This is a genomic window from Nonomuraea sp. NPDC050404 (assembly GCF_040655495.1).
GTDB lineage: Bacteria > Actinomycetota > Actinomycetes > Streptosporangiales > Streptosporangiaceae > Nonomuraea.
The window spans coordinates 235,214-253,367 of sequence record NZ_JBFAKB010000015.1 but is presented as its reverse complement, the minus strand read 5'-3'; the positions used below and the strand labels follow the sequence as shown (position 1 = coordinate 253,367).

Sequence of the window (18,154 nt, the reverse complement as noted above, 5' to 3'; positions counted from 1 at the left end):
CAGCCATGGAAGACCATCGTGAGCTGCACGTATTCCTGCACCTGGCGCGGACGCTGAGCTTCGGCAGGACGAGCCAGGAGTGTCATGTCAGCCCGGCGACGCTGACCAGGATGGTGCAGCGGCTGGAGGCGAGGCTCGGGCGCAGGCTGTTCGATCGGGGGCCGCGCGGGGTGGCGCTGACCGCCGAGGGGCGGCGCTTCCGCCAGTACGCGGTGTCGGCGCTGGATCTGTGGCACGCCTACCGGCAGGGGGAGGTCGATCCCGGCGAGTTGTCGGGGCGGCTGGGGATGTTCGCGACGGTGACGGCGTGCCAGGCGGTGCTGCCCGCGCTGCTGGCGCCGTTGCGCGCGGCGCATCCGCGGATCGGGCTCGATCTGCGGACGGGTGAGGCGGCCGTGGCGCTGGCGCGGCTGGATGAGGGCGAGGTGGACGCGGCCGTGGCGGCGATCCCGGCGCGGCTGCCCGCGTCCCTGATCGGCCGCACGGTGGCCACCACCGACCTGCTCTTCGTCACCGCGCTCGACGACAGCGGGCTCGGGGACGGCGGGCTGGACGGTCCTTTCGTGCTGCCGCGCCGCGGCCTGGTACGGGAGGCCGCCGACCGCTGGTTGCGGGCCAGGCGGCCGTGGCGGCCGGAGGTGGTGGCGGAGCCGGAGGGGCACGAGGCGCTGCTGGCCCTGGTCGCGCTGGGGTACGGCACCGGGATCGTGCCCCGGATGGTGCTGGAGATGAGCGCCGTACGCGATCAGGTGCGCGTCGTGCCCGCCGATCCGGCGCCGGCGCCGCTGGAGGTGGGGTTGTGCGTGCGCCGCGCGGATCTGCGGCGCCCGCTGGTGTCGGCGCTGTGGAGCCTGACGGACACATCGCCCGCCCCTTGAGAGCCCGGTCCCCGGTCAGGCGGTCACGAAGGTCGTCACGCTCCGGGCGGGCAGCGTGGCGGTGAAGGAGCCGTTCGACACGCCGGTCGTGCCCTGGGGCGCGACGTTCCTGCCCGCGTCGGTCAGCCAGGACGAGACCCTGGACGCGGCGCCGTTCACCAGGGTGAACTGCTGGCTCACCGAGGAGGCGCCCTTGTTGATGGCGACGACGACCGTGGAGTTGCCGCCCCGGTAGGCCGAGACGTGCACGTTCGACGCCGGGTTCGCCGTCGCCTCGATCCGCGCGTAACCGGGGCGGACGAACCTGGCGAAGTGCGCCATGTTGGCGCCGCGCTTGCTGATCTGGCCGTCCTCCCGCATGGGGCCGTAACCGCGCCGGATGTACCACCAGACGTAGGCCTGGAACTCGGCGTTCACCATGGCGCGGTGAATGTGCTCCCCCACGTCGAGCGCCTGCGGCCACAGGTCGGCCGAATCGCTGCTGTTGGGGTGGTAGACCTCGGTCATCCAGAGTTCCTTGCCCGCGCCCTTCTGCTTGAACAGGGGGTAGGGGAAGTTCGCGAGCGGCGTGCCGTAGAGGTGGGCCCCGATGATGTCCACGTTGGCGAGCGCCACGGGGTCGTTCAGTATCGGGTCCGAGATGTTCTTCAGGTACTGGAAGGACTCGGGCGCGATGACCCTGGTGCCGATCGAGCCGGCGTTCTCCCGCAGGAAGCGGACCAGCTCGGCGGGGGTCCACCAGGTCCAGTCGTGCGCGTAGTCGGGCTCGTTCTGCACGGAGATGCCGTACAGGTTCACGCCGTTGTTCCGCAGGTGGGTGGCGAAGTCGTTCAGGTGCTGCGCGTAGGCGCCGTACATGTCGTACCGCAGGCGTCTGGCGTTGGTCTGGCTGCCGCGCACGAAGGTCTCGACCATGCGGGCGGGCGGGTTCCACGGCGACGCGATGACGGTCACGCCGAGTTCGGACGCGCGCCGCGCCGTCGCCACGTCGCGGCTCCAGGCCGCCTGGTCTTCCGGGACGGGGATCCTCAGCACGGAGAACCCCAGCCTGCCCTCACCGGTGCCGAACGCCGTCTCCCGCTGGGCGGCCGTCAGGTCGCCGATCCAGGCCGTGTGGGTCATGCCGCCGAAGCCGCGGATCGTCTGCCGCCGCGCCGACTGATCGATGACCACCGCGGCGGCGGCCGTCGCCGCCGCGGGCGTCGTGGCCGCGAGGACCGGCACGGCCCCCATCGCCGCCAGTACGGTTCTCCGGCTCGGCGAACTCCGCTCACCCATATCTCCTCCTCAGATATTTGGGAGCGCTCCCATAATTGGCGAAGGTAAGCCGCCCGCCGCGACTCGTCAACCGTTCTTGCGGCGCCGCGTGGCTAGACTGCCGCCATGACCGTTGAGTCGTCCCCGTTAACCCTTGCTCAGCTCGCCGAGCTGGCCGGGGTTTCCACCGCGACGGTCTCCAAGGTCGTGAACGGCCGTTCCGAAGTCTCCTCCGCGACCCGCGCCGCCGTGGAGGAGCTCATCCGCCGCCACGGCTACCGGCGCCAGCGCCGCCGCTCCACCCCGACGGCCCTGGTGGAGCTGGTCTTCCACGCGCTGGAGGGCGACTATCCCGTCGAGATCACCAAAGGGGTGGCGGAGGTCGCGCGTGAGCACCACCTCACGGTCGGGATCTCCGACCTGCGCCGCGACCAAGCCGCCGGAGACGCCTGGCTGGAGGGGGTGCTGCGGCGCCGCCCGAGCGGCGTGATCGCGGTGTTCTCCGGCCTGACCGAGGCCCAGCACGAACAACTCGCCCGCCGGGAGATCCCGCTGGTCCTGCTGGATCCGGCCGACGTCCCCGGCAAGAACGTCCCCTCGGTCGGCGTCGGCAACTGGAACGGCGGGCTCACCGCCACCCGCCACCTCCTCGAACTCGGCCACCGCCGCATCGCCATCATCACCGGCCCCGACGCCGCGCTGTCCAGCCGGGCCCGCCTCGACGGTTACCGCACGGCCCTCGACATGGCCGGCCTGCCCGTCGATCCGGAGCTGATCGGCCGGGGCGACTTCCTCATCGAAGGCGGCCTGGCGCAGGCGCACCGCCTGCTGCGCCTGCCCGACCCGCCGACCGCGATCTTCGCCACGAACGATGGCCAGGCCATCGGCGTCTACCACGCCGCCCACCGGCTCGGGCTGCGCATCCCGGACGATCTCAGCGTGATCGGCTTCGACGACATGCCGTCGATCCGGTGGACCATCCCGCCGCTGACCACCATCCGCCAGCCGTTGACCAAGATGGCCGCCGCGGCGACCACGATGTTGCTCGCCCTGGCCCAGGGCGAGCCGCTGCCGCACAACCGCGTCGAACTGGCCACCGAACTCGTCGTACGCGAGAGCACCGCGCCTCCCCGACCCGCCTGAGGGCACGGCACACCCCCGCCCGTCCCGGCCGTCACGAGCGGGGCGTCACCGGCGCCTGCAGCAGCCCGACGATCGCATCGATCAGGCTGGTGGCCAGGTCCTCCCAGCTCGGCTGGGAGGTGGGGTCGCCCTCGGCGAGCGCGCGTTCCCGCTCGACGCACATCTGCACGATCACCTGGCGGGCCATGGCCCAGCGCGCCTCGCGCACGTCGGCCGGCAAGTCGGACAGGCACCGGTTCAGCCCGTCCACGAGCAGTCGCAACGAGGGCGAGGGCAGCGACTCCTCCACCGTGATCTGGTAGAGCGCCGGATCGGCCATCACCTGGGCGCGGAACCGGGCGTACCAGCTGGGCACGCCCTGGTCCTCCAAGTGCCGGGTGAACGGGCGTACCAGGCAGGCCACCCAGCCGCGAACGTCCGCGGAGCCGGCGACGTCGGCGACCATCCACACCCGCAGCCGTTCCATCTCCTCGGCGTGCTTGCGCGCGATGGCGCGCACCAGGTCGGCCTTCGTGCCGAAGTGGTAGCCCACCGCGGCGCTGTTGCCCTGCCCCGCCGCCTCGCTGATCTGGCGGTTCGACACCGCATGCACACCGTGCTCGGCGAACAACCGCTCCGCCGTAGCCAGGATCACCTCTCGCGTCGCGCTCCCCCGCTCGGGCCGCGCAGTCCTGCCCGCCATCACGCCTCCTCCATGTCAGCCATCACCGCATCGTAGGGAAACCTCCGCGAACTGGCCGTCACCTGGTGCGGGGACAGCGTGAAGGTCATCCAGCGGGCCCGGATCCGGGCGGTCGCAGGCCGTGAGCCACTAAACTCGAAGGGTGACCGAAACGTTGCCCGTGGCCGAGGTGTTCGAGGTGCGCCGGATCCGGCTCCAGGAGACCGGGGCGCCGCCGCTGTCGCGTGCGGACGCGGCGGCCCGGGACCGTGTGTGGCAGGAGAAGGTGACCGCCAACCCCAGCCTGTTCGACGGTCCCGTGGCGGCGTGCGCGGGCGTGCGGTGGGAGGGCGAGGGCAGCCTGGTCCTGGACTGGGCGCGGGTGACGTACCGGCACTACGCGTTGCGGCGGGCCGGCGTGACCGCGTGGTTGCCCTCCCTGTACGTCAGCGTGGTGCAGCCGGTGGAGGGCGGCCTGCTGGTGGCGCGGATGTCGGCCTCGACGGCGGCGCCGGGCCGCTGGCAGTTGCCTGGCGGGTCGGTCGAGCCCCCCGGCGGCGACCAGGTCCTCGACGAGGCCGCCCTCCGGCGTGAGGCCGTATGCGAACTGGCCGAGGAGATCGGGCTCCACGTGCCGCCCGCGCGACTGACGTTGTGGGCGATGGCCCGCGGCAAGCATGGCAACACCGGCGTGATGTTCCGCGCGCCCGAACAGTCATGGCGGACGCTGCAGACGTGCTATGCCGCGCTGGTGGCGGCCGACCGTGCCCGGGGGTGTGAGCCGGAACTGGATCGCATCGCCCGGGTGCGGTCGGCCGGCGATCTCGCCGGGCTTGACGGGCCGCACGTGGATTACCTGGAGCCGATCGTCCGCCGATACGCGGCAGAGGCTTCCCCGCCCCCGTGAAGGCCCCCTCGCGGAATGTCTTTGACGCGAGGAAGGTTGACAGGCGCATGAAAAAGATCGGTTTCTTGAGCTTCGGGCATTGGTCGTCATCGCCGCATTCCAAGGCGCGCAGCGCGTCCGACACCCTGCTGCAGTCGATCGACCTGGCGGTGGCCGCCGAGGAGCTCGGTGCCGACGGCGCCTACTTCCGCGTCCACCACTTCGCCCGGCAGCTCGCCAGCCCGTTCCCGCTGCTGGCGGCCGTCGGCGCGCGGACCAGCCGGATCGAGATCGGCACGGGCGTCATCGACATGCGCTATGAGAACCCCCTCTACATGGCCGAGGACGCCGGCGCGGCCGACCTCATCGCGGGCGGGCGGCTTCAGCTCGGCATCAGCCGGGGATCACCCGAGCAGGTGATCGACGGCTGGCGCCACTTCGGTTACCAGCCGGCGGAGGGCGAGACCGAGGCGGACATGGCGCGCAGGCACGCGGAGGTCTTCCTCAACGTGCTGGAGGGTGAGGGGTTCGCCCGGCCGAACCCGCGTCCGATGTTCCCCAACCCGCCGGGCCTGCTGCGCCTCGAACCGCACTCGGAGACGTTGCGGCAGCGGATCTGGTGGGGTTCCAGCTCGAACGCCACCGCGAAGTGGGCCGCCGGGCTGGGCATGCACCTGATGAGCTCCACGCTCAAGGACGACGAGAACGGCAAGCCGTTCCACGTGCAGCAGGCCGAGCAGATCGCGGCCTACCGGGAGGCGTGGCGGGAGGCCGGTCACGAGGGCGAGCCGCGGGTGTCGGTGAGCCGTTCGATCATGCCGATCGTCAACGAGACGGACCGCGCGTACTTCGGTCACGAGCGCGAAGATTCCGACCAGGTCGGCTTCATCGACGCCACCACCAGGGCCATCTTCGGGCGCACGTACGCCGCCGAGCCCGACGTTCTCGTCAAGGAGCTGGCCGCCGACGAGGCGATCGCCGCGGCCGACACGCTCCTGCTGACGGTGCCCAACCAGCTCGGCGTAGACTACAACGCCCACCTGCTGTCCTCGGTGCTGACCCACGTCGCCCCCGAGCTCGGCTGGCGCTGACGGCAGCGCACCGGTCCGCCCGGCGCGCTGCGGGAACGGCACCGTACCGGTCCGCCCGGCGTGCTGCGGGAACGGCACCGTACCGGTCCGCCCGGCGCGCTGCGGGAGGCGTCGCCGGGCCGGCGGCGGGATAGTACTGGCTGTGCGTTCCTCTTCATTGATCTCTTTGACCCCTCTCCTGCCCGTGGTCCTGGTGGTTCTCGTCGGGCTGGGCGCCCTGGTGGCGTGGCTGGGCCGCCTGGGCCACGGCAGGGCCGTACTGACCGCCTGCCTGCGGGCGGCCGTGCAACTCGGCGCGGTCTCCGCCCTGATCACGTGGGTCGTCGCCTACTTCGCGGCCGCGACGGCTTTCATCCTGCTCATGTACGGCGTCGCGGCCCTCACCGCGGGCCGGCGCGTCACCGACGGCCGGGCGGCCTGGTGGGCGGCGGTGCCGATCGCCGCGGGCACCGCGCCGGTGCTCGCCCTGCTGGCCGGCACCGGGGTGATCTCCATGGACGCGATCGTGGTGATCCCCATCGCGGGCATCCTGCTGGGCGGCTGCATGACCGCCACCTCGCTGGCCGGACGGCGGGCCGTGGACGAACTGCGCCAGCGCAGGGGAGAGGTGGAGGCGGCGCTGGCGCTCGGCCTCCCGCCGAGGGACGCGGCGCTGGAGATCTGCCGCCCCGCGGCGAACCACGCCCTGGTGCCCGCGCTGGACCAGACCAGAACCGTGGGACTGGTCACGCTGCCCGGCGCCTTCGTGGGCATGCTGCTCGGCGGGGCGAGCCCGATCGAGGCCGGGATCGTGCAGCTCGTGGTCCTGGTGGCGCTGCTGGCGGCCGAGGCCATGGCCATCCTGGTTACGACCGACATGGTCGCGCGCGGCTACTTCACGTGAGCCTCTGCTGCTCCTCATACAACCGGCCGAGCCGGTCGATCCGCCAGAGCTGGCCCAGGACGATGAGGCTCGCCCCGAAGACGGTCGGCCAGATCTCCAGCGCGATCAGGCCGAAGCCGAGCGCGATGAAGCCGATCAGGCCCACCGCGACCAGCAGGCGCTGGACGTTGCGGTGGTCGGCGGAGATCATCGACCGGTTGCGCAGCCACAACTTCTCGCCGTAGATGCCCTTGGCGGCCCAGCTGCGCGGCGCGTGAACCGGCGGGAAGACGTGCGGGTTCAGCCACAACCACACGATGACGGCGGCGATCGGGGCCAGGCACCACCAGCCGAGCCACGCCCTGCTCCAGATCGCGAGGATCATGAGCGGGATCGCGGCGAACCGGGTCCATACGCTCCAGGGGTTGGCGTGGCGCTCCCACGCCTCGTCCGTCATGCGGAAGAGGCTCGCCACTCTCGACGTAGCGCCCATGTCAGTCTCCGTTCGAGATGATCAGCCCGCGTGCGAGGGCCTGTGTGGTGGCTTCCAGCACCTGGTCGTAGCCGTCACCGAACAGGTCGCGGTTCATCACGATCAGCCCGGCGGTACGCAGCACGCCGACGAGCACGATCGGTTCCACATCGCCGACGATCAGGCCGTCACGCTGGCCCCGGGCGAGGTAGTCCAGCAGCGGCGTGAGTATCTGCGGCGTCACCCGGGCGATCTCCTCCGGGCCGACCCGCCGGGCCACCGCCTTCAGCTCGTCGGGGTGGGTGAGCAGCCGCCGGTAGAACGGGTCGGTGGTCAGGATCGTGGTCACCTGCCGCATCAGCTCGGCCAGCGCCTCCGTGCTCGGCGGGCGGCCGAGCGCGTCCTTCAGCCGCTGCCCGACCTGCGGTGCGCGGCGGATCATGACCTCCTTGTAGAGCGTCTCCTTGGAGTCGAAGAAGGCGTAGAAGCTGCCCTTGGCGATGCCCGCCGGCGCGACGAGCTCCTCCAGCGAGGTCTTCGCCAGGCCCTGGGCGGCGAAGAGCCCTTCGGCGGTGTCGAGCAGGCGGGCGGTGATGCGCTCCCGCTCCTGCTGCGTGAAGGCGACTGCCACGAATCCTACCTATGACCGATCCGGATATACAGTCATAGCTTAGGCCAAAGAGTGGATATGTCCAAGCTCGCTGGAGTTGGGGATGTTTTGCCGCGCTGAAGCCGTTGGCGCGTAAGCTCCTTTCGTTGGGGCATTGAGAGCGCCCGTGACGTCGCGACCGACTACGTCGGGGATTTATGACACGAGGATTCATGACACATGGCCGAGGAACGGAACCCGCTCGTCCTGCACTCTCCCATCACCGGCGACCTGGCGCTGCTACGCCGCCAGTTGCGTGACTTCGCCGCCGTCGCGGGGCTGTCGGGCACCCGGCTGTATGACCTGGTCATCGCCGTCAACGAGGCCGCGGGCAACGTTCTGGACCATGGTGGCGCCGGCACGTTGACGGCCCGCGCCGATGAAGCCGGGGTGCAGGTCGACATCGTGGACGACGCCGGCACGCTGACCGCCGACCACCTCCGCCTGTCCCCCGACCCCGACAGCCACCACGGGTACGGCCTGAACGTGATCCGCCGGCTGTGCGACGAGGTGACGCTCGACCATCCCGGCGGCCACTCCCGGCTGCGGCTGCGCATCGACTACGCGACGACCCGCAACACCCCCTGACGGTGTCCCGGCCTGGCCCGCGATCACCGGGAGCGTCATCCGGCGGTTGAGGCCGCAAGCAGGCTGCGGCGCGTGGCACGCAGGGCGATCAGGCTGTCCCTGCAGCGCAGGCGGGCCTCCACCAGGCTCTGCCTGGCCTCCCGCGTCACGCCGAGCCGGTCGGCTCCGACCCGACGGCGGTCAACGGCCTGCTCGTGCAGCGCCCGGGACCGCACAATGATCGGCGCGACCGGCACCTGCATGATCGGCACCTGCCCCACAGGCATCTGCTCGACCGGCGTCCGTTCGACCGGCGTCCGTTCGACCGGCGTCCGTTCGACCGGCGTCCGTTCGACCGGTTCAGGGTGTGGTGGGGCCGCCGACCGACGCTGGGAACGGCTCGGGGCGCCGGGCAGCCGGCGCATTCGGGGCAGATGCCGGGACATCGGCGGCGCGTCCGAGGGGTGAGCCTCGACGCCGGTGGCCCACAGCGCCGTGCCCAGGCTCGGGTACAGCGCGATGGGAGGCCAGGCGTCGCGCTCGGCCATCAGCTCGATCAACCGGCACAGGAGCGGCTGAGGCTCCGCGATGGCCAGGAAACCGCCCCTGCCCTGCAACAACCGGTGTGTGACGGCGAGCCCGTCGAGCCCGCCCGGGTCGCAGAACTCCAGATCGCCGGCCGCCACGATGACGTGCGTGAGCGGGGACGGTGGAATCGAATCGAGCACGACCATCAGGTCCGGCCTGGTGCCGCGGTCGAGCTCTCCGCTCAGGGCGATCACCAAGGTGGTCTCTTCGACGGGCAGGAGCCGGATCGAGAGCCGCATCACGCTGAGTTACCTGCCTTTCCGCACCGCCCCGGGCAGTGTCGTCATCCCCATCCTCGCCCGTTCTTCAACCGGGAGCCAACGGGAAAGCGGCCAGATCCGGGTTGCGCGCTCGTACCGTATGCCGTACGGTACGACGTACGACAACCTGAGGAGAACCTTGACCCCGCATGACATCCGGCCCTTCCGTCTCGACATCGCCCAGGCCGACCTCGACGACCTGCGCGCGCGGCTCGACCGGGTGCGCTGGCCGGACGAGGTTCCCGGCCACGGGTGGCGGTACGGCGTCCCGCTCGCCCATCTCAAGGACCTGGTCGAGCACTGGCGCACCGGCTACGACTGGCCCCGCGCGCAGGCCGGGCTGAACCGGCACGACCAGTTCGTCACCGACCTCGACGGGCATCCCGTGCACTTCCTGCACGTCCGCTCCGCCGCCCCCGACGCCCTGCCCCTGCTCATCACCCACGGCTGGCCCAGCTCCCCGCTGGAATACCTCGACGTGATCGAACCGCTCAGCCGCGACTTCCACCTGGTCATCCCCTCCCTGCCGGGCTACGGCCTGTCCGGTCCCACCAAGGAGATGGGCTGGGGCTCCACCCGCATCGCCCGCGCCTGGCTGGAACTCATGGACCGGCTCGGCTACCGGCGCTTCGGCGTACAGGGCGGCGACTGGGGCACCTGGATCTCGCGCGAGGTCGGCGTCCTCGCGCCCGAGCGGGTCGTCGGCATGCACGGCAACGGCATCATCTGCTTCCCGATCGGCGCCCCGGGCGAGTTCGACGACCTGAGCGAGGTCGAGCAGGAACGGCTGGCCTTCCGCGAGCGGTACATGGGCGAGCAGTACGGCTACAAGCTCATCCAGTCGGCCAGGCCGCAGACCTTCGCGTACGGCATGGCCGACTCCCCCGTCGCGCTGCTGGCCTGGTTCGCCGGCGTCTACCGCGAGTGGAGCGACGGCGACATCGATCCCGATCGGCTGCTCACCACGGTCATGCTCTACTGGCTGACCAACACCGCGGGCTCGGCCGCGCGCTCGTTCGTCGAGACGCCCGACACCGACCAGGACACCAGCGTGGAGTGGGAGCTCAAGCCGGCCACCGTGCCCACGTCGATCTCGGTGTTCCCCAAGGACATCCTGCGGCCCATCCGCCGCTTCGCCGAGCGTGACAACAACATCGTCGGCTGGGTGGAACACGAACGCGGCGGCACCTTCGCCGCGCTGGAGCAGCCGGAGATCTTCGTCGAGGACGTGCGCGCCTTCTTCGCCGGAGGTTGTCACGATAAGTGATCAAGAGCAGGCGACGGTACATCGGCCTGAGGGCCGTTCGTCGGGTATGTGCTGGCGGCTTCGACCCCGGTGACCGCTGCCGAGGTCACGCCCGCACCGGCGGCGGGCATCGGCCTGCCGCCGCCTGAGCTCACCGAACTGCTCGACCTCAACGAGCTGATGACCGCGGCGGCGCTGCCGACCTCCGGGCTCATCTCGGTCGAGGTGCACGCGGACGGCGCGGATCGAACACCACCTTCGCGACCTACACCCCGATCCGCGTCGCCGCCCCCATCGCCCGCCGGCGCCCGGCAACTGGCTGCCCCTGGCGCACATGTACGAGCACAGGTTCGACACACCTACACAGGGACGATCGTGTCGGGGGCGTTCGCCGGCAGCCTGCTCGTCCAGGTGATCGAGTACCCCAACATCGTCACCATCACCTGCGTGCTCACCCCGCTGACCAGCAGGACCGGGGTCAGCGCCGCGGAGATCACCTTCGTGTAGCCCCGCGGGCGGTTCGTGTAGCCCCGCGGGCGGGAGGTGGCCGCCGGTCAGGGGTTCGGCAGGATCTCCACGAACCCCTCGCTGCCGTTCACGCGGATGCGCTGCCCGTCCTTGATGCGCTCGGTGGCCGCCTCCACCCCGACGACGGCGGGCAGGCCGTACTCGCGGGCCACCACGGCGCCGTGCGTCATCACGCCGCCGACCTCCATGACGACCCCCTTCACGGAGACGAACAGCGGAGACCAGCTCGGGTCGGTGAAGACCGTCACCAGGATGTCCCCTTCTTCCACGTCGGCCTCGGCCATGCTGCGGATGATCCGGGCGCGGCCCTCCACGACGCCCGCCGAGACGGCGACGCCGGCCATCGCCCCCTCCGGCAGGGTCGCGGCGTCGTACTCGCCGGAGATGACCTCGCCCTCGGAGGTGATCACGCGGGGCGGGGTGAGTCTCTGGTACGTCTCGTGCGCCTCCCTGCGCTGGACGATGATCGAGTAGTCGAGGTCGCCGGTGTTGACCGCCTGCCGGAACTCCTCGATGGACAGGAAGTACACGTCCTCGGCCTCCTTGACGACGCCCCGGTCGGCGAGCTTGGCCGCCTCGGTCATGAGGGCCCGCTTGTACAGCTCGTAGCGCAGGAGCAGGGAGTGCTTGGAGTACTCGCGGTAGCCGATGAAGTGGCGGATCAGGCTCATCTTCCTGGCCGCCTTCCTGGCCTTGGCGGCGCCGCCGGGGAGCCGCCTGACCCTGGACAGGAGGTCGTCGATGGTGCGTTCGGCCTCGACGCGGCCCCGTTCCGCCCTGCGGTCGCGCTCGCCGGGCGGGAAGTTCCTGATGTTGCCGAGGATGAGGGGGACGAGGAGCGTGGGATCCTCACTCCACCTCGTGCGGGTGATGTCGATGTCGCCCGCGCAGTGCATGCCGTACTTGCGCAGGTAGTCCTGTACGGCGGCCCGTACGTCGTCGCCGCCGTCGAGGTGCGCCATGGCGGTGAAGAAGGTGTCGGGGCGGGCGGTCTCCAGGTAGCGCATGACGTCCGGGTGCTCGCGTACGACGTCGGCGACCTCCAGCAGGTCGAGGCCCATGGCGGCCACCACGTTGTGATCGGCGGACTGGGCGATGGCGTCGGCGGCGTTCTTCTCGCCCAGCCAGTCCGCCATGTGCTTGTTGACCCAGTTCACCGACTGGATGCCGACGAAGGCCGCCGCGATGCTGAGGGGGTCGAAGGTGAGCCGGGCCAGCACGGCATGGTCGTCGATGATGTACTGGAACAGTTCGTCGCCGGACTTGCCCGCGAGATCCCGCTCGCACCGCCGCACCGTCTCCTCGGTGTGGGTGATGAGTTCCGGCACGACGCGGGGATCGTCCTCGCGGGCGAGTCTCAGATACTGGCGGCCGATCGCCAGCGGGCCGCTGTCGCCGAAGTCCAGCATCGAGGTCTTGCCGTGCGCCATCGAGGCCACGAAGTCCTTGCGCTTCAGCACGGTCCGCAGGGCGTTGGCCATGAGCACATCGACCTGGCCGAGGCTCTTGAGGGTGGCGGGCCTGGCCCAGGCGGAGGTGAGCTCGGCCGAGACGTCCTTGTAGAAGCGGTTGCCCGCCACGACGCCGGCCGTGCGGCCGAGCTTGTCGTGCAGCAGGGCGAAGAACGACAGGCCGAGAGGGGCGAAGGCGTCGGTCATCATCTGCCGGTGCCCGTAGGAGATGTAGACGTGGTTCTTGCCGTCGTGCGCGGGCGGCACGGGGTAGAGCGTGGTGATGGGACGGCTCTGCAGCACGTGGAGCCGGCCGTCGTACAGGGCCCACTCGATGTCCTGGGGCCGGCCGAAGTGCGCCTCGATCGTCCGGCCGAGGCGTTCGAGGCGCAGGATCTGCTCGTCGGTGAGCTTCTGGGCGTTCTGCCGCGCGGGCTCGACCGGCTGCTCCCGGGTGCCGCCCGACGGGTCGGCGCGCAGCTCCCTCGTCTGCGCGGCGATCTTCCTGTCGATGATCTGACCCGCTCTGACCTGGTAGTTGTCGGCATTGACGAGCCCGGAGACGAACGCCTCCCCCAAGCCGAACCCGGCGTCGATCGAGACCACCGCGCGGTTGGCGGAGACCGGGTCGGCCGTGAACAGGATGCCCGCCGCGTCCGGGAAGACCATCTGCTGGACGACCACCGACAGCCGGACGGCGCGGTGGTCGTAGCCGTTGCGGATGCGGTAGGCCACCGCGCGGTCGGTGAACAACGACGCCCAGCACCGCCGTACCCCGTCGATCACCTCCTCGGCGCCCCTGATGTTGAGGTAGGTGTCCTGCTGGCCCGCGAAGGAACTGGACGGCAGGTCCTCGGCGGTGGCGCTGGAGCGCACCGCGCAGGGCACGTCCTCCTCCCCCATCTCCTGAAGGTGCCGGGTGATGTCACGCCGGACCTCCTCGGGCACGGCCAGGCCCTCGATGGTGGCGCGCAGGCGTGCGCACGCCTCGGCGATCTCTGCCCGGTCATCGGCCCGCAGCCCGGCCAGCCCGTCGATCAGCGCGCCGACCTCCGCGTCCAGTTCCACGATCATCCGGTACGCCTCCGTGGTGACACAGAATCCGTACGGCACGCGAACCCCATTGATCGCGGACAGCTCACCAAGATTGGCACCCTTGCCTCCAACCAGGGCAAGCTGCGTCTTGTCGATGTCATGAAACCCGAGTACGTAGGCGGTCATGGACATTTACAATACAGGCATGCACTGTATTGTAAATATCAGCGGGTCCCGCGTAGTACCCGCGGCATGGCCGGGAGGTCATCGCCACCGGGTCACGACCCGCGCCGGTTCGAGGGCCAGCGAGCGCACCACCTCCTCATCCACGCCGATCCCCAGGCCGGGGCCGGTGGGCACGTGGGCGATGCCGTCGGAGACGGTGATGGCCGGTTCCGTGGCGTAGGGGCTGGCGATGAACTGCCGGCCGTTGAGGTCGACCGGCGTGTCCACGCCGAACGCGGCGAACAGGTGGAGCGAGGCGGCCAGCCCGATGTCGGACTCGGTGAGGCCGGAGCCCATCACCACCAGGCCGCAGTCCTCGGCCAACTGGCACTGGCGCAGCGCCAGCGTCAGGCCGCCGCAGCGCTGCACCTTGGCGACGGCGATGTCGATGGCGTCGAGCCGGACGAACGTCGCCAGGTCGCTCGGGTGACGCAGGCTCTCGTCCACGGCCACCGGGACGGGACTGGCCTCACGCAGGCGGCGCAGGCCGGCGATGTCGTTGGACGGCAGCGGCTGCTCGAACACCGCGATGTCCAGGTCGGCCAGGCGTCTGGCCACGCGGAGCGCGGTGGCGGCCGTGTAACCCTGGTTGGCGTCCACCCAGAGCACGGCGTCGGGGGCGGCGGCGCGCACGGCGGCCACGATGGCCACGTCCTCCTCCTCGGTGTGCAGGCCGACCTTGACCTTGAGGTGGCGGTAGCCGTGCGCGCGGCCCTCGGCCACCGAGGCGGCGGCGTCGGCCGCCGACCCGGGGGCCACGATCCAGGCCAGTTCGATGGTGTCGCGCCTGCGCCGGCCCCAGAGCTCGCCGAGCGGCAGGCCCAGGCTGCGGGCGAAAGCGTCGTGGCAGGCCACGTCCACCGCCGCGCGCGCCAGCGGCATGCCGATCGAGAACCCCTTGCTGATGGTGCGGTCGAAGGCGCGGCTGAGCCCGTCCAGGTCCCACAGCGGCCGGCCGACGGCCGCCGGGGCCAGGTAGCCCTCGATGGTGGAGACGATGGACTCGGTGGTCTCGTACGTCCAGGACGGGATCGGCGTGGCCTCGCCCCACCCGGCGGCGCCGTCGTCGGCCGTGACCTTGACCAGGACTCTCACGGCCGGGCGGCCACTCCGGACGACCGATCCGCCCGCGACGGCGAAGTCGCGCAACGAGGGCAGGCCCACGGTGAAGATCTCGATGCGTGCTATCCGGTTCATCTCAGTACCATTCAGCCTTGTTCACCACATTGATCAGCTCCTGCCCGGCCACGAAACGCCGGGCGTTCTCCAGCAGCACGGCGAAGCGCCGCTGCGCGGCATGCGGTCCCACCCCGGCCACGTGCGGGGTGATGAGCACGTCGGGACGCCGCCAGAGCGGATGATCGGCGGGCAGCGGTTCGGTCTCGAAGACGTCCAGGGCCGCGCCGGCCAGCCGCCCTGAGGACAGGGCGGCCAGGAGGTCGTCGAGCCGGACGGTGGGGCCGCGGCCGATGCTGACGACGTAGGCCCCCTGTTTGGCCAGGGCCAGCCGCCGCGCGTCCAGCAGCCCCTCGGTGGCGGGGGTGTGCGGGACCGCGACGATGATCAGGTCCGCCGTTGGAAGCAGCCGGTCCAGGTCGCGGGCGGGCGAGACCTCGGCGAAGCCCGGCACGGGGCCGGCGCGCCGGGCGTCCACCCCCACGACCGTGGTGCCGAACGCCGCCAGCAGCCTGCCGGCCTCGGCTCCGATCGCGCCGACCCCGATCACCAGGGCGGTGGCCTCGTTCAGGGGGAGCACGGCTGCCGGGTCCCAGTCGGGTGCCCAGTGTGCGCGGGCCTGTTCGCGTACGTACCTGGGCAGGCCCCTGGCCAGCGCGAGCGCCAGCGCCAGGGTGTGCGCGGCGACGTGGTCGGTGTAGGTGTCACGCATGTTGGTGACCTGCACGGGGTGCTCGATCAGGGCCGGGTGGTAGAACCCGGGAGGCGGGCCGGCCTGCGGGGCCTGCAGCCAGCGCAGCCGTCCCGCGCGGGCCAGCAGCTCCTCGGGCAGCGAGCCGTAGGCGGCGTCGGCCCGCTCCAGCGCGTGCGCCGCCTCCTCGTCGGTCTGTGGTTCGAGGACGACGAGCCCCGGCACCTCCCGTTCCAGCCGGGCGGCCCAGCCCACGGTGTCCGGGTCACGCTGCGGCCGGGCCGCCGTTTCCTGATCGGGCGGTGGCAGCAGCACCAGGGTGGTGGTGCTCATGCCCTCCTCGCCAGGGCGGATTCGGTGATCTCGTACAGCAGCGGCTCCCCCGCGACGTAACGGGCGATCTCCTCGGCCATCGCCTGCCCGTGACGCCGCCGCTCGTGGCCCAGGCTGCCCGCCACGTGCGGCGTGACGACGATGTTGGGCATCGTGAACAGCGGTGATCCGGCGACGGGCGGTTCGGGATCGGTGACGTCGAGGACGGCGAACAGGTCGCTGCGCCGGCTCAGCACGTCCACCAGCGCGGCCTCATCGACGAGGCTGCCGCGCGCCGAGTTGATCAGGGTGGCGTCGTGCTTCATGGACTCCAGCAGCGTGGCGCCGACGATGCCGCGCGTCTCCGGGGTGAGCGGCGCGTGCAGGCTGACCACGTCGGAGGTGGCGAACAACTCCTCCAGGCCGACCAGGCGCACCCCGAGCTGTTCGGCCTGCGCCGGGTCGGCGTACGGGTCGTGGGCCTGCACGACGAGCTCGTGGTTGGCGAGCAGCCGCGCCGTGGCCCGGCCGGTCGCGCCGAGCGAGAGCAGCCCGACCGTCGCGCCGTAGGCCCCGATCTCGTGGGCGCGCGGAACGGAGGCGGCGGCGGCGCGCGCGCCCAGCACGTACCGCCAGCCGTGCTTGAGCGCGTACAGGATCTGCGAGAGCACGAACTCGGCGACCGGGGCGGCGTTCGGGGTGGCCGCCGAGGTGACCCGGACTCCCCTGGCCCACATCTCCGGGGTGACCAGCGGGCGGATGGATCCCGCGCCGTACAGCACCAGCGAGAGCTTGGGCGCGGCGGCGAGCAGTTCGGCGTCCAGCCTGGGCGCGCCCCACCCGGTGACCAGCACCTCCAGGTCGTTGAGCACGCCGGCGGTGAGCCGGTCGGCGGTGAGCGGGGGCGAGGCGATGGTGAGATGCCGCTCGATGGCGGCCCTGGCCTGCGGGCCGTAGACGTCGTCGAAACGGTTGGGGTCCATCACGTACAGGCCGTTCAGCATTCATTCTCCCTCGAGATCCGGGCCGCGGCCCGCAAACTGGCCAGGCGGGCGGGTGAGCCGAGCCCGGCATGGTAGTAACGCAGTTGGCGCGCGCCCGCGGCGATCAGGTCGGCGGCCAGGTCAGGGACGCGCGCGTGGCCGTCCTCCAGCACGGTGACGTTGGCGACGAGCGGCACCCCGGTACGGCCCGCCGCGGCCTTCACCCGGGCCAGCGCCTCCTCCTCCCGGCCCCAGCACTTGAGCACGTACCCGTCGACCGGAGCGTCGAACGAGGCCAGGTCGATGCCCACGTCGGGCCCGGTGACCTGCGGGTCGTCGGTGGCCATGAGCAGCAGCTCGCGGCCGCCGGCCGGCTCCGCCACGGCGCGGACCAGGTCCGCGATGACGCGGGCGCGATGGTCGTACAGGGCCCGCGCACGTTCGGGGCCGAGCGCGTCGTCCAGGCTCGTCCCGGCCGGGACGCCCCGCTGGAGCTCCGCGTCCACGGCGGCGCGCACGTCGCGCGCCAGTTCCTCGACGTCCAGGCCGCGCCCGGCCAGCCCGCGCCGGCAGGCCGGGCAGAGGCAGATGGACAGCAGCGCCCTGCCGCAGTCGGACAGGTGGGCGCCGGAGGTCTTCTCGTGCTGGCCGGCGTGCTCCATACCCAGCCAGCCGCACGCCTCCAGCATCAGCGCGGGCACGTCGTACTGCTCGCAGACCTCGCCCACGAGCGTGATCGCGTAGTCGTGGACGGCGGGCTGGGCGGGGCAGAGCGCGTGCGGGTAGGACTCGCCGTAGGCGTTGGTGACCGTCAGGTCGCGCGCCCGGCGCCCCAGCACCGAGGAGTGTGTGAGCACCAGCCATGCCTCGGCCCGCAGCCCGGCCGCCGCCAGCGCGGCCAGTGCCGTGCCGAACCTGTCCTCGTCGGGCACCCCCCAGTCCGGCGGGTACGGCCGCAGCCGCCCGCGCCAGCGTTCGGGGCGCAGCCGGAAGTAGGCCGCCGCGTGGTCGGCCCGCACGACGCGGTGGCGCGGATGCCACGGCGTGATGGCCCGGACCGAATGGTAGGCGGCCTGCAGCGTCACCGTGATCACGCCGAGCCCGGCGATGCGCTCGGCCCCCTCGGGGTCGCCCACGATGTCCCAGGTGTAGGCGAACGCGCCGTGCCGCACCGCCGGGGTGTTGATCTCCAA

At 71.4% G+C, this 18,154-nt stretch carries 18 protein-coding genes; 8 read left to right on the top strand and 10 right to left on the bottom strand.

Annotated elements, in window-relative coordinates; genetic code table 11:
* Positions 1 to 5: 5 nt before the first annotated feature.
* Positions 6 to 878 (top strand): HTH-type transcriptional activator IlvY, encoded by an 873-nt coding sequence (gene ilvY / locus AB0I81_RS36895; RefSeq protein ID WP_360666683.1) that lies wholly within the window; start codon positions 6 to 8, stop codon positions 876 to 878.
* A 15-nt stretch (positions 879 to 893) separates the two neighbouring features.
* Here the strand turns inward: ilvY and AB0I81_RS36890 are convergent, their stop codons facing one another.
* The gene (locus tag AB0I81_RS36890) at positions 894 to 2,156 is read right to left on the bottom strand and encodes a glycoside hydrolase family 30 beta sandwich domain-containing protein (RefSeq protein WP_360666680.1); all 1,263 of its coding nucleotides are present in this window, start codon (positions 2,154 to 2,156) and stop codon (positions 894 to 896) included.
* Between the two features lie 105 nt (positions 2,157 to 2,261).
* Between AB0I81_RS36890 and AB0I81_RS36885 the strand changes: the two genes are divergently transcribed.
* Positions 2,262 to 3,278: a substrate-binding domain-containing protein gene (locus AB0I81_RS36885; protein WP_360666677.1), complete on the top strand. Its 1,017-nt coding sequence runs from the start codon at positions 2,262 to 2,264 to the stop codon at positions 3,276 to 3,278.
* 31 nt (positions 3,279 to 3,309) lie between these two features.
* On the opposite strand, the gene AB0I81_RS36880 is transcribed toward AB0I81_RS36885, so the two are convergent.
* On the bottom strand, positions 3,310 to 3,960 hold the full coding sequence (locus tag AB0I81_RS36880; RefSeq protein ID WP_360666674.1) for a TetR family transcriptional regulator: 651 nt from the start codon (positions 3,958 to 3,960) through the stop codon (positions 3,310 to 3,312).
* A gap of 142 nt (positions 3,961 to 4,102) precedes the next feature.
* On the opposite strand from AB0I81_RS36880, the gene AB0I81_RS36875 reads away from it, so the two are divergent.
* From AB0I81_RS36875 to AB0I81_RS36865, 3 genes are all read left to right on the top strand, one after another.
* Positions 4,103 to 4,846: an NUDIX domain-containing protein gene (locus AB0I81_RS36875; protein ID WP_360666671.1), complete on the top strand. Its 744-nt coding sequence runs from the start codon at positions 4,103 to 4,105 to the stop codon at positions 4,844 to 4,846.
* Positions 4,847 to 4,893: 47 nt separating this feature from the next.
* The gene (locus AB0I81_RS36870) at positions 4,894 to 5,916 is read left to right on the top strand and encodes an LLM class flavin-dependent oxidoreductase (RefSeq protein ID WP_360666668.1); all 1,023 of its coding nucleotides are present in this window, start codon (positions 4,894 to 4,896) and stop codon (positions 5,914 to 5,916) included.
* Positions 5,917 to 6,082: 166 nt separating this feature from the next.
* Positions 6,083 to 6,799, top strand: coding sequence for an ABC transporter permease (locus AB0I81_RS36865; RefSeq protein ID WP_360666665.1), 717 nt, complete (start codon positions 6,083 to 6,085; stop codon positions 6,797 to 6,799).
* Here AB0I81_RS36865 and AB0I81_RS36860 read toward each other — a convergent pair.
* Positions 6,792 to 7,271 (bottom strand): DUF6653 family protein, encoded by a 480-nt coding sequence (locus tag AB0I81_RS36860; protein ID WP_360666662.1) that lies wholly within the window; start codon positions 7,269 to 7,271, stop codon positions 6,792 to 6,794. The two genes, AB0I81_RS36865 and AB0I81_RS36860, sit on opposite strands and share 8 nt — an antisense overlap.
* A 1-nt stretch (position 7,272) precedes the next feature.
* Positions 7,273 to 7,881, bottom strand: coding sequence for a TetR/AcrR family transcriptional regulator (locus tag AB0I81_RS36855; protein ID WP_360666659.1), 609 nt, complete (start codon positions 7,879 to 7,881; stop codon positions 7,273 to 7,275).
* A 198-nt stretch (positions 7,882 to 8,079) separates the two neighbouring features.
* Between AB0I81_RS36855 and AB0I81_RS36850 the strand changes: the two genes are divergently transcribed.
* Complete coding sequence (locus tag AB0I81_RS36850; protein WP_360666656.1) at positions 8,080 to 8,487, top strand: ATP-binding protein; 408 nt, start codon at positions 8,080 to 8,082, stop codon at positions 8,485 to 8,487.
* Positions 8,488 to 8,522: 35 nt separating this feature from the next.
* Here the strand turns inward: AB0I81_RS36850 and AB0I81_RS36845 are convergent, their stop codons facing one another.
* A complete protein-coding gene (locus tag AB0I81_RS36845; RefSeq protein WP_360666653.1) occupies positions 8,523 to 9,293 on the bottom strand; it encodes a hypothetical protein in 771 nt (256 codons plus the stop codon).
* A gap of 160 nt (positions 9,294 to 9,453) precedes the next feature.
* Between AB0I81_RS36845 and AB0I81_RS36840 the strand changes: the two genes are divergently transcribed.
* Together AB0I81_RS36840 and AB0I81_RS36835 are read left to right on the top strand one after the other, a co-directional pair.
* On the top strand, positions 9,454 to 10,581 hold the full coding sequence (locus tag AB0I81_RS36840; RefSeq protein WP_360666650.1) for an epoxide hydrolase family protein: 1,128 nt from the start codon (positions 9,454 to 9,456) through the stop codon (positions 10,579 to 10,581).
* A gap of 69 nt (positions 10,582 to 10,650) precedes the next feature.
* A complete protein-coding gene (locus AB0I81_RS36835) occupies positions 10,651 to 11,067 on the top strand; it encodes a hypothetical protein (RefSeq protein WP_360666647.1) in 417 nt (138 codons plus the stop codon).
* 47 nt (positions 11,068 to 11,114) lie between these two features.
* Here AB0I81_RS36835 and rph read toward each other — a convergent pair whose 3' ends face one another.
* The 5 genes from rph to AB0I81_RS36810 form a co-directional block, all read right to left on the bottom strand.
* Positions 11,115 to 13,760 (bottom strand): rifamycin-inactivating phosphotransferase, encoded by a 2,646-nt coding sequence (rph, locus tag AB0I81_RS36830; protein ID WP_360666645.1) that lies wholly within the window; start codon positions 13,758 to 13,760, stop codon positions 11,115 to 11,117.
* A gap of 78 nt (positions 13,761 to 13,838) precedes the next feature.
* The gene (locus AB0I81_RS36825; RefSeq protein WP_360666642.1) at positions 13,839 to 14,996 is read right to left on the bottom strand and encodes an enolase C-terminal domain-like protein; all 1,158 of its coding nucleotides are present in this window, start codon (positions 14,994 to 14,996) and stop codon (positions 13,839 to 13,841) included.
* Position 14,997: 1 nt separating this feature from the next.
* Positions 14,998 to 15,999 (bottom strand): D-2-hydroxyacid dehydrogenase, encoded by a 1,002-nt coding sequence (locus tag AB0I81_RS36820; protein ID WP_360666639.1) that lies wholly within the window; start codon positions 15,997 to 15,999, stop codon positions 14,998 to 15,000.
* The gene (locus AB0I81_RS36815) at positions 15,996 to 16,982 is read right to left on the bottom strand and encodes a hydroxyacid dehydrogenase (RefSeq protein WP_360666636.1); all 987 of its coding nucleotides are present in this window, start codon (positions 16,980 to 16,982) and stop codon (positions 15,996 to 15,998) included. Before AB0I81_RS36815 ends, AB0I81_RS36820 begins: the two co-directional genes overlap by 4 nt.
* Positions 16,976 to 18,154, bottom strand: a complete 1,179-nt coding sequence (locus AB0I81_RS36810) for a hypothetical protein (protein ID WP_360666633.1) — start codon at positions 18,152 to 18,154, stop codon at positions 16,976 to 16,978. Before AB0I81_RS36810 ends, AB0I81_RS36815 begins: the two co-directional genes overlap by 7 nt.

What these genes read in the sequence shown, in the direction of transcription:
- AB0I81_RS36860 (WP_360666662.1), bottom strand. Translation starts at nt 7,271, where the DNA reads ATGGGCGCTACGTCGAGAGTGGCGAGCCTCTTCCGCATGACGGACGAG.
- AB0I81_RS36815 (WP_360666636.1), bottom strand. Translation starts at nt 16,982, where the DNA reads ATGCTGAACGGCCTGTACGTGATGGACCCCAACCGTTTCGACGACGTC.
- AB0I81_RS36825 (WP_360666642.1), bottom strand. Translation starts at nt 14,996, where the DNA reads ATGAACCGGATAGCACGCATCGAGATCTTCACCGTGGGCCTGCCCTCG.
- AB0I81_RS36820 (WP_360666639.1), bottom strand. Translation starts at nt 15,999, where the DNA reads ATGAGCACCACCACCCTGGTGCTGCTGCCACCGCCCGATCAGGAAACG.
- AB0I81_RS36890 (WP_360666680.1), bottom strand. Translation starts at nt 2,156, where the DNA reads ATGGGTGAGCGGAGTTCGCCGAGCCGGAGAACCGTACTGGCGGCGATG.
- ilvY (WP_360666683.1), top strand. Translation starts at nt 6, where the DNA reads ATGGAAGACCATCGTGAGCTGCACGTATTCCTGCACCTGGCGCGGACG.
- AB0I81_RS36880 (WP_360666674.1), bottom strand. Translation starts at nt 3,960, where the DNA reads ATGGCGGGCAGGACTGCGCGGCCCGAGCGGGGGAGCGCGACGCGAGAG.
- AB0I81_RS36885 (WP_360666677.1), top strand. Translation starts at nt 2,262, where the DNA reads ATGACCGTTGAGTCGTCCCCGTTAACCCTTGCTCAGCTCGCCGAGCTG.
- AB0I81_RS36845 (WP_360666653.1), bottom strand. Translation starts at nt 9,293, where the DNA reads ATGCGGCTCTCGATCCGGCTCCTGCCCGTCGAAGAGACCACCTTGGTG.
- AB0I81_RS36850 (WP_360666656.1), top strand. Translation starts at nt 8,080, where the DNA reads ATGGCCGAGGAACGGAACCCGCTCGTCCTGCACTCTCCCATCACCGGC.
- AB0I81_RS36870 (WP_360666668.1), top strand. Translation starts at nt 4,894, where the DNA reads ATGAAAAAGATCGGTTTCTTGAGCTTCGGGCATTGGTCGTCATCGCCG.
- rph (WP_360666645.1), bottom strand. Translation starts at nt 13,760, where the DNA reads ATGACCGCCTACGTACTCGGGTTTCATGACATCGACAAGACGCAGCTT.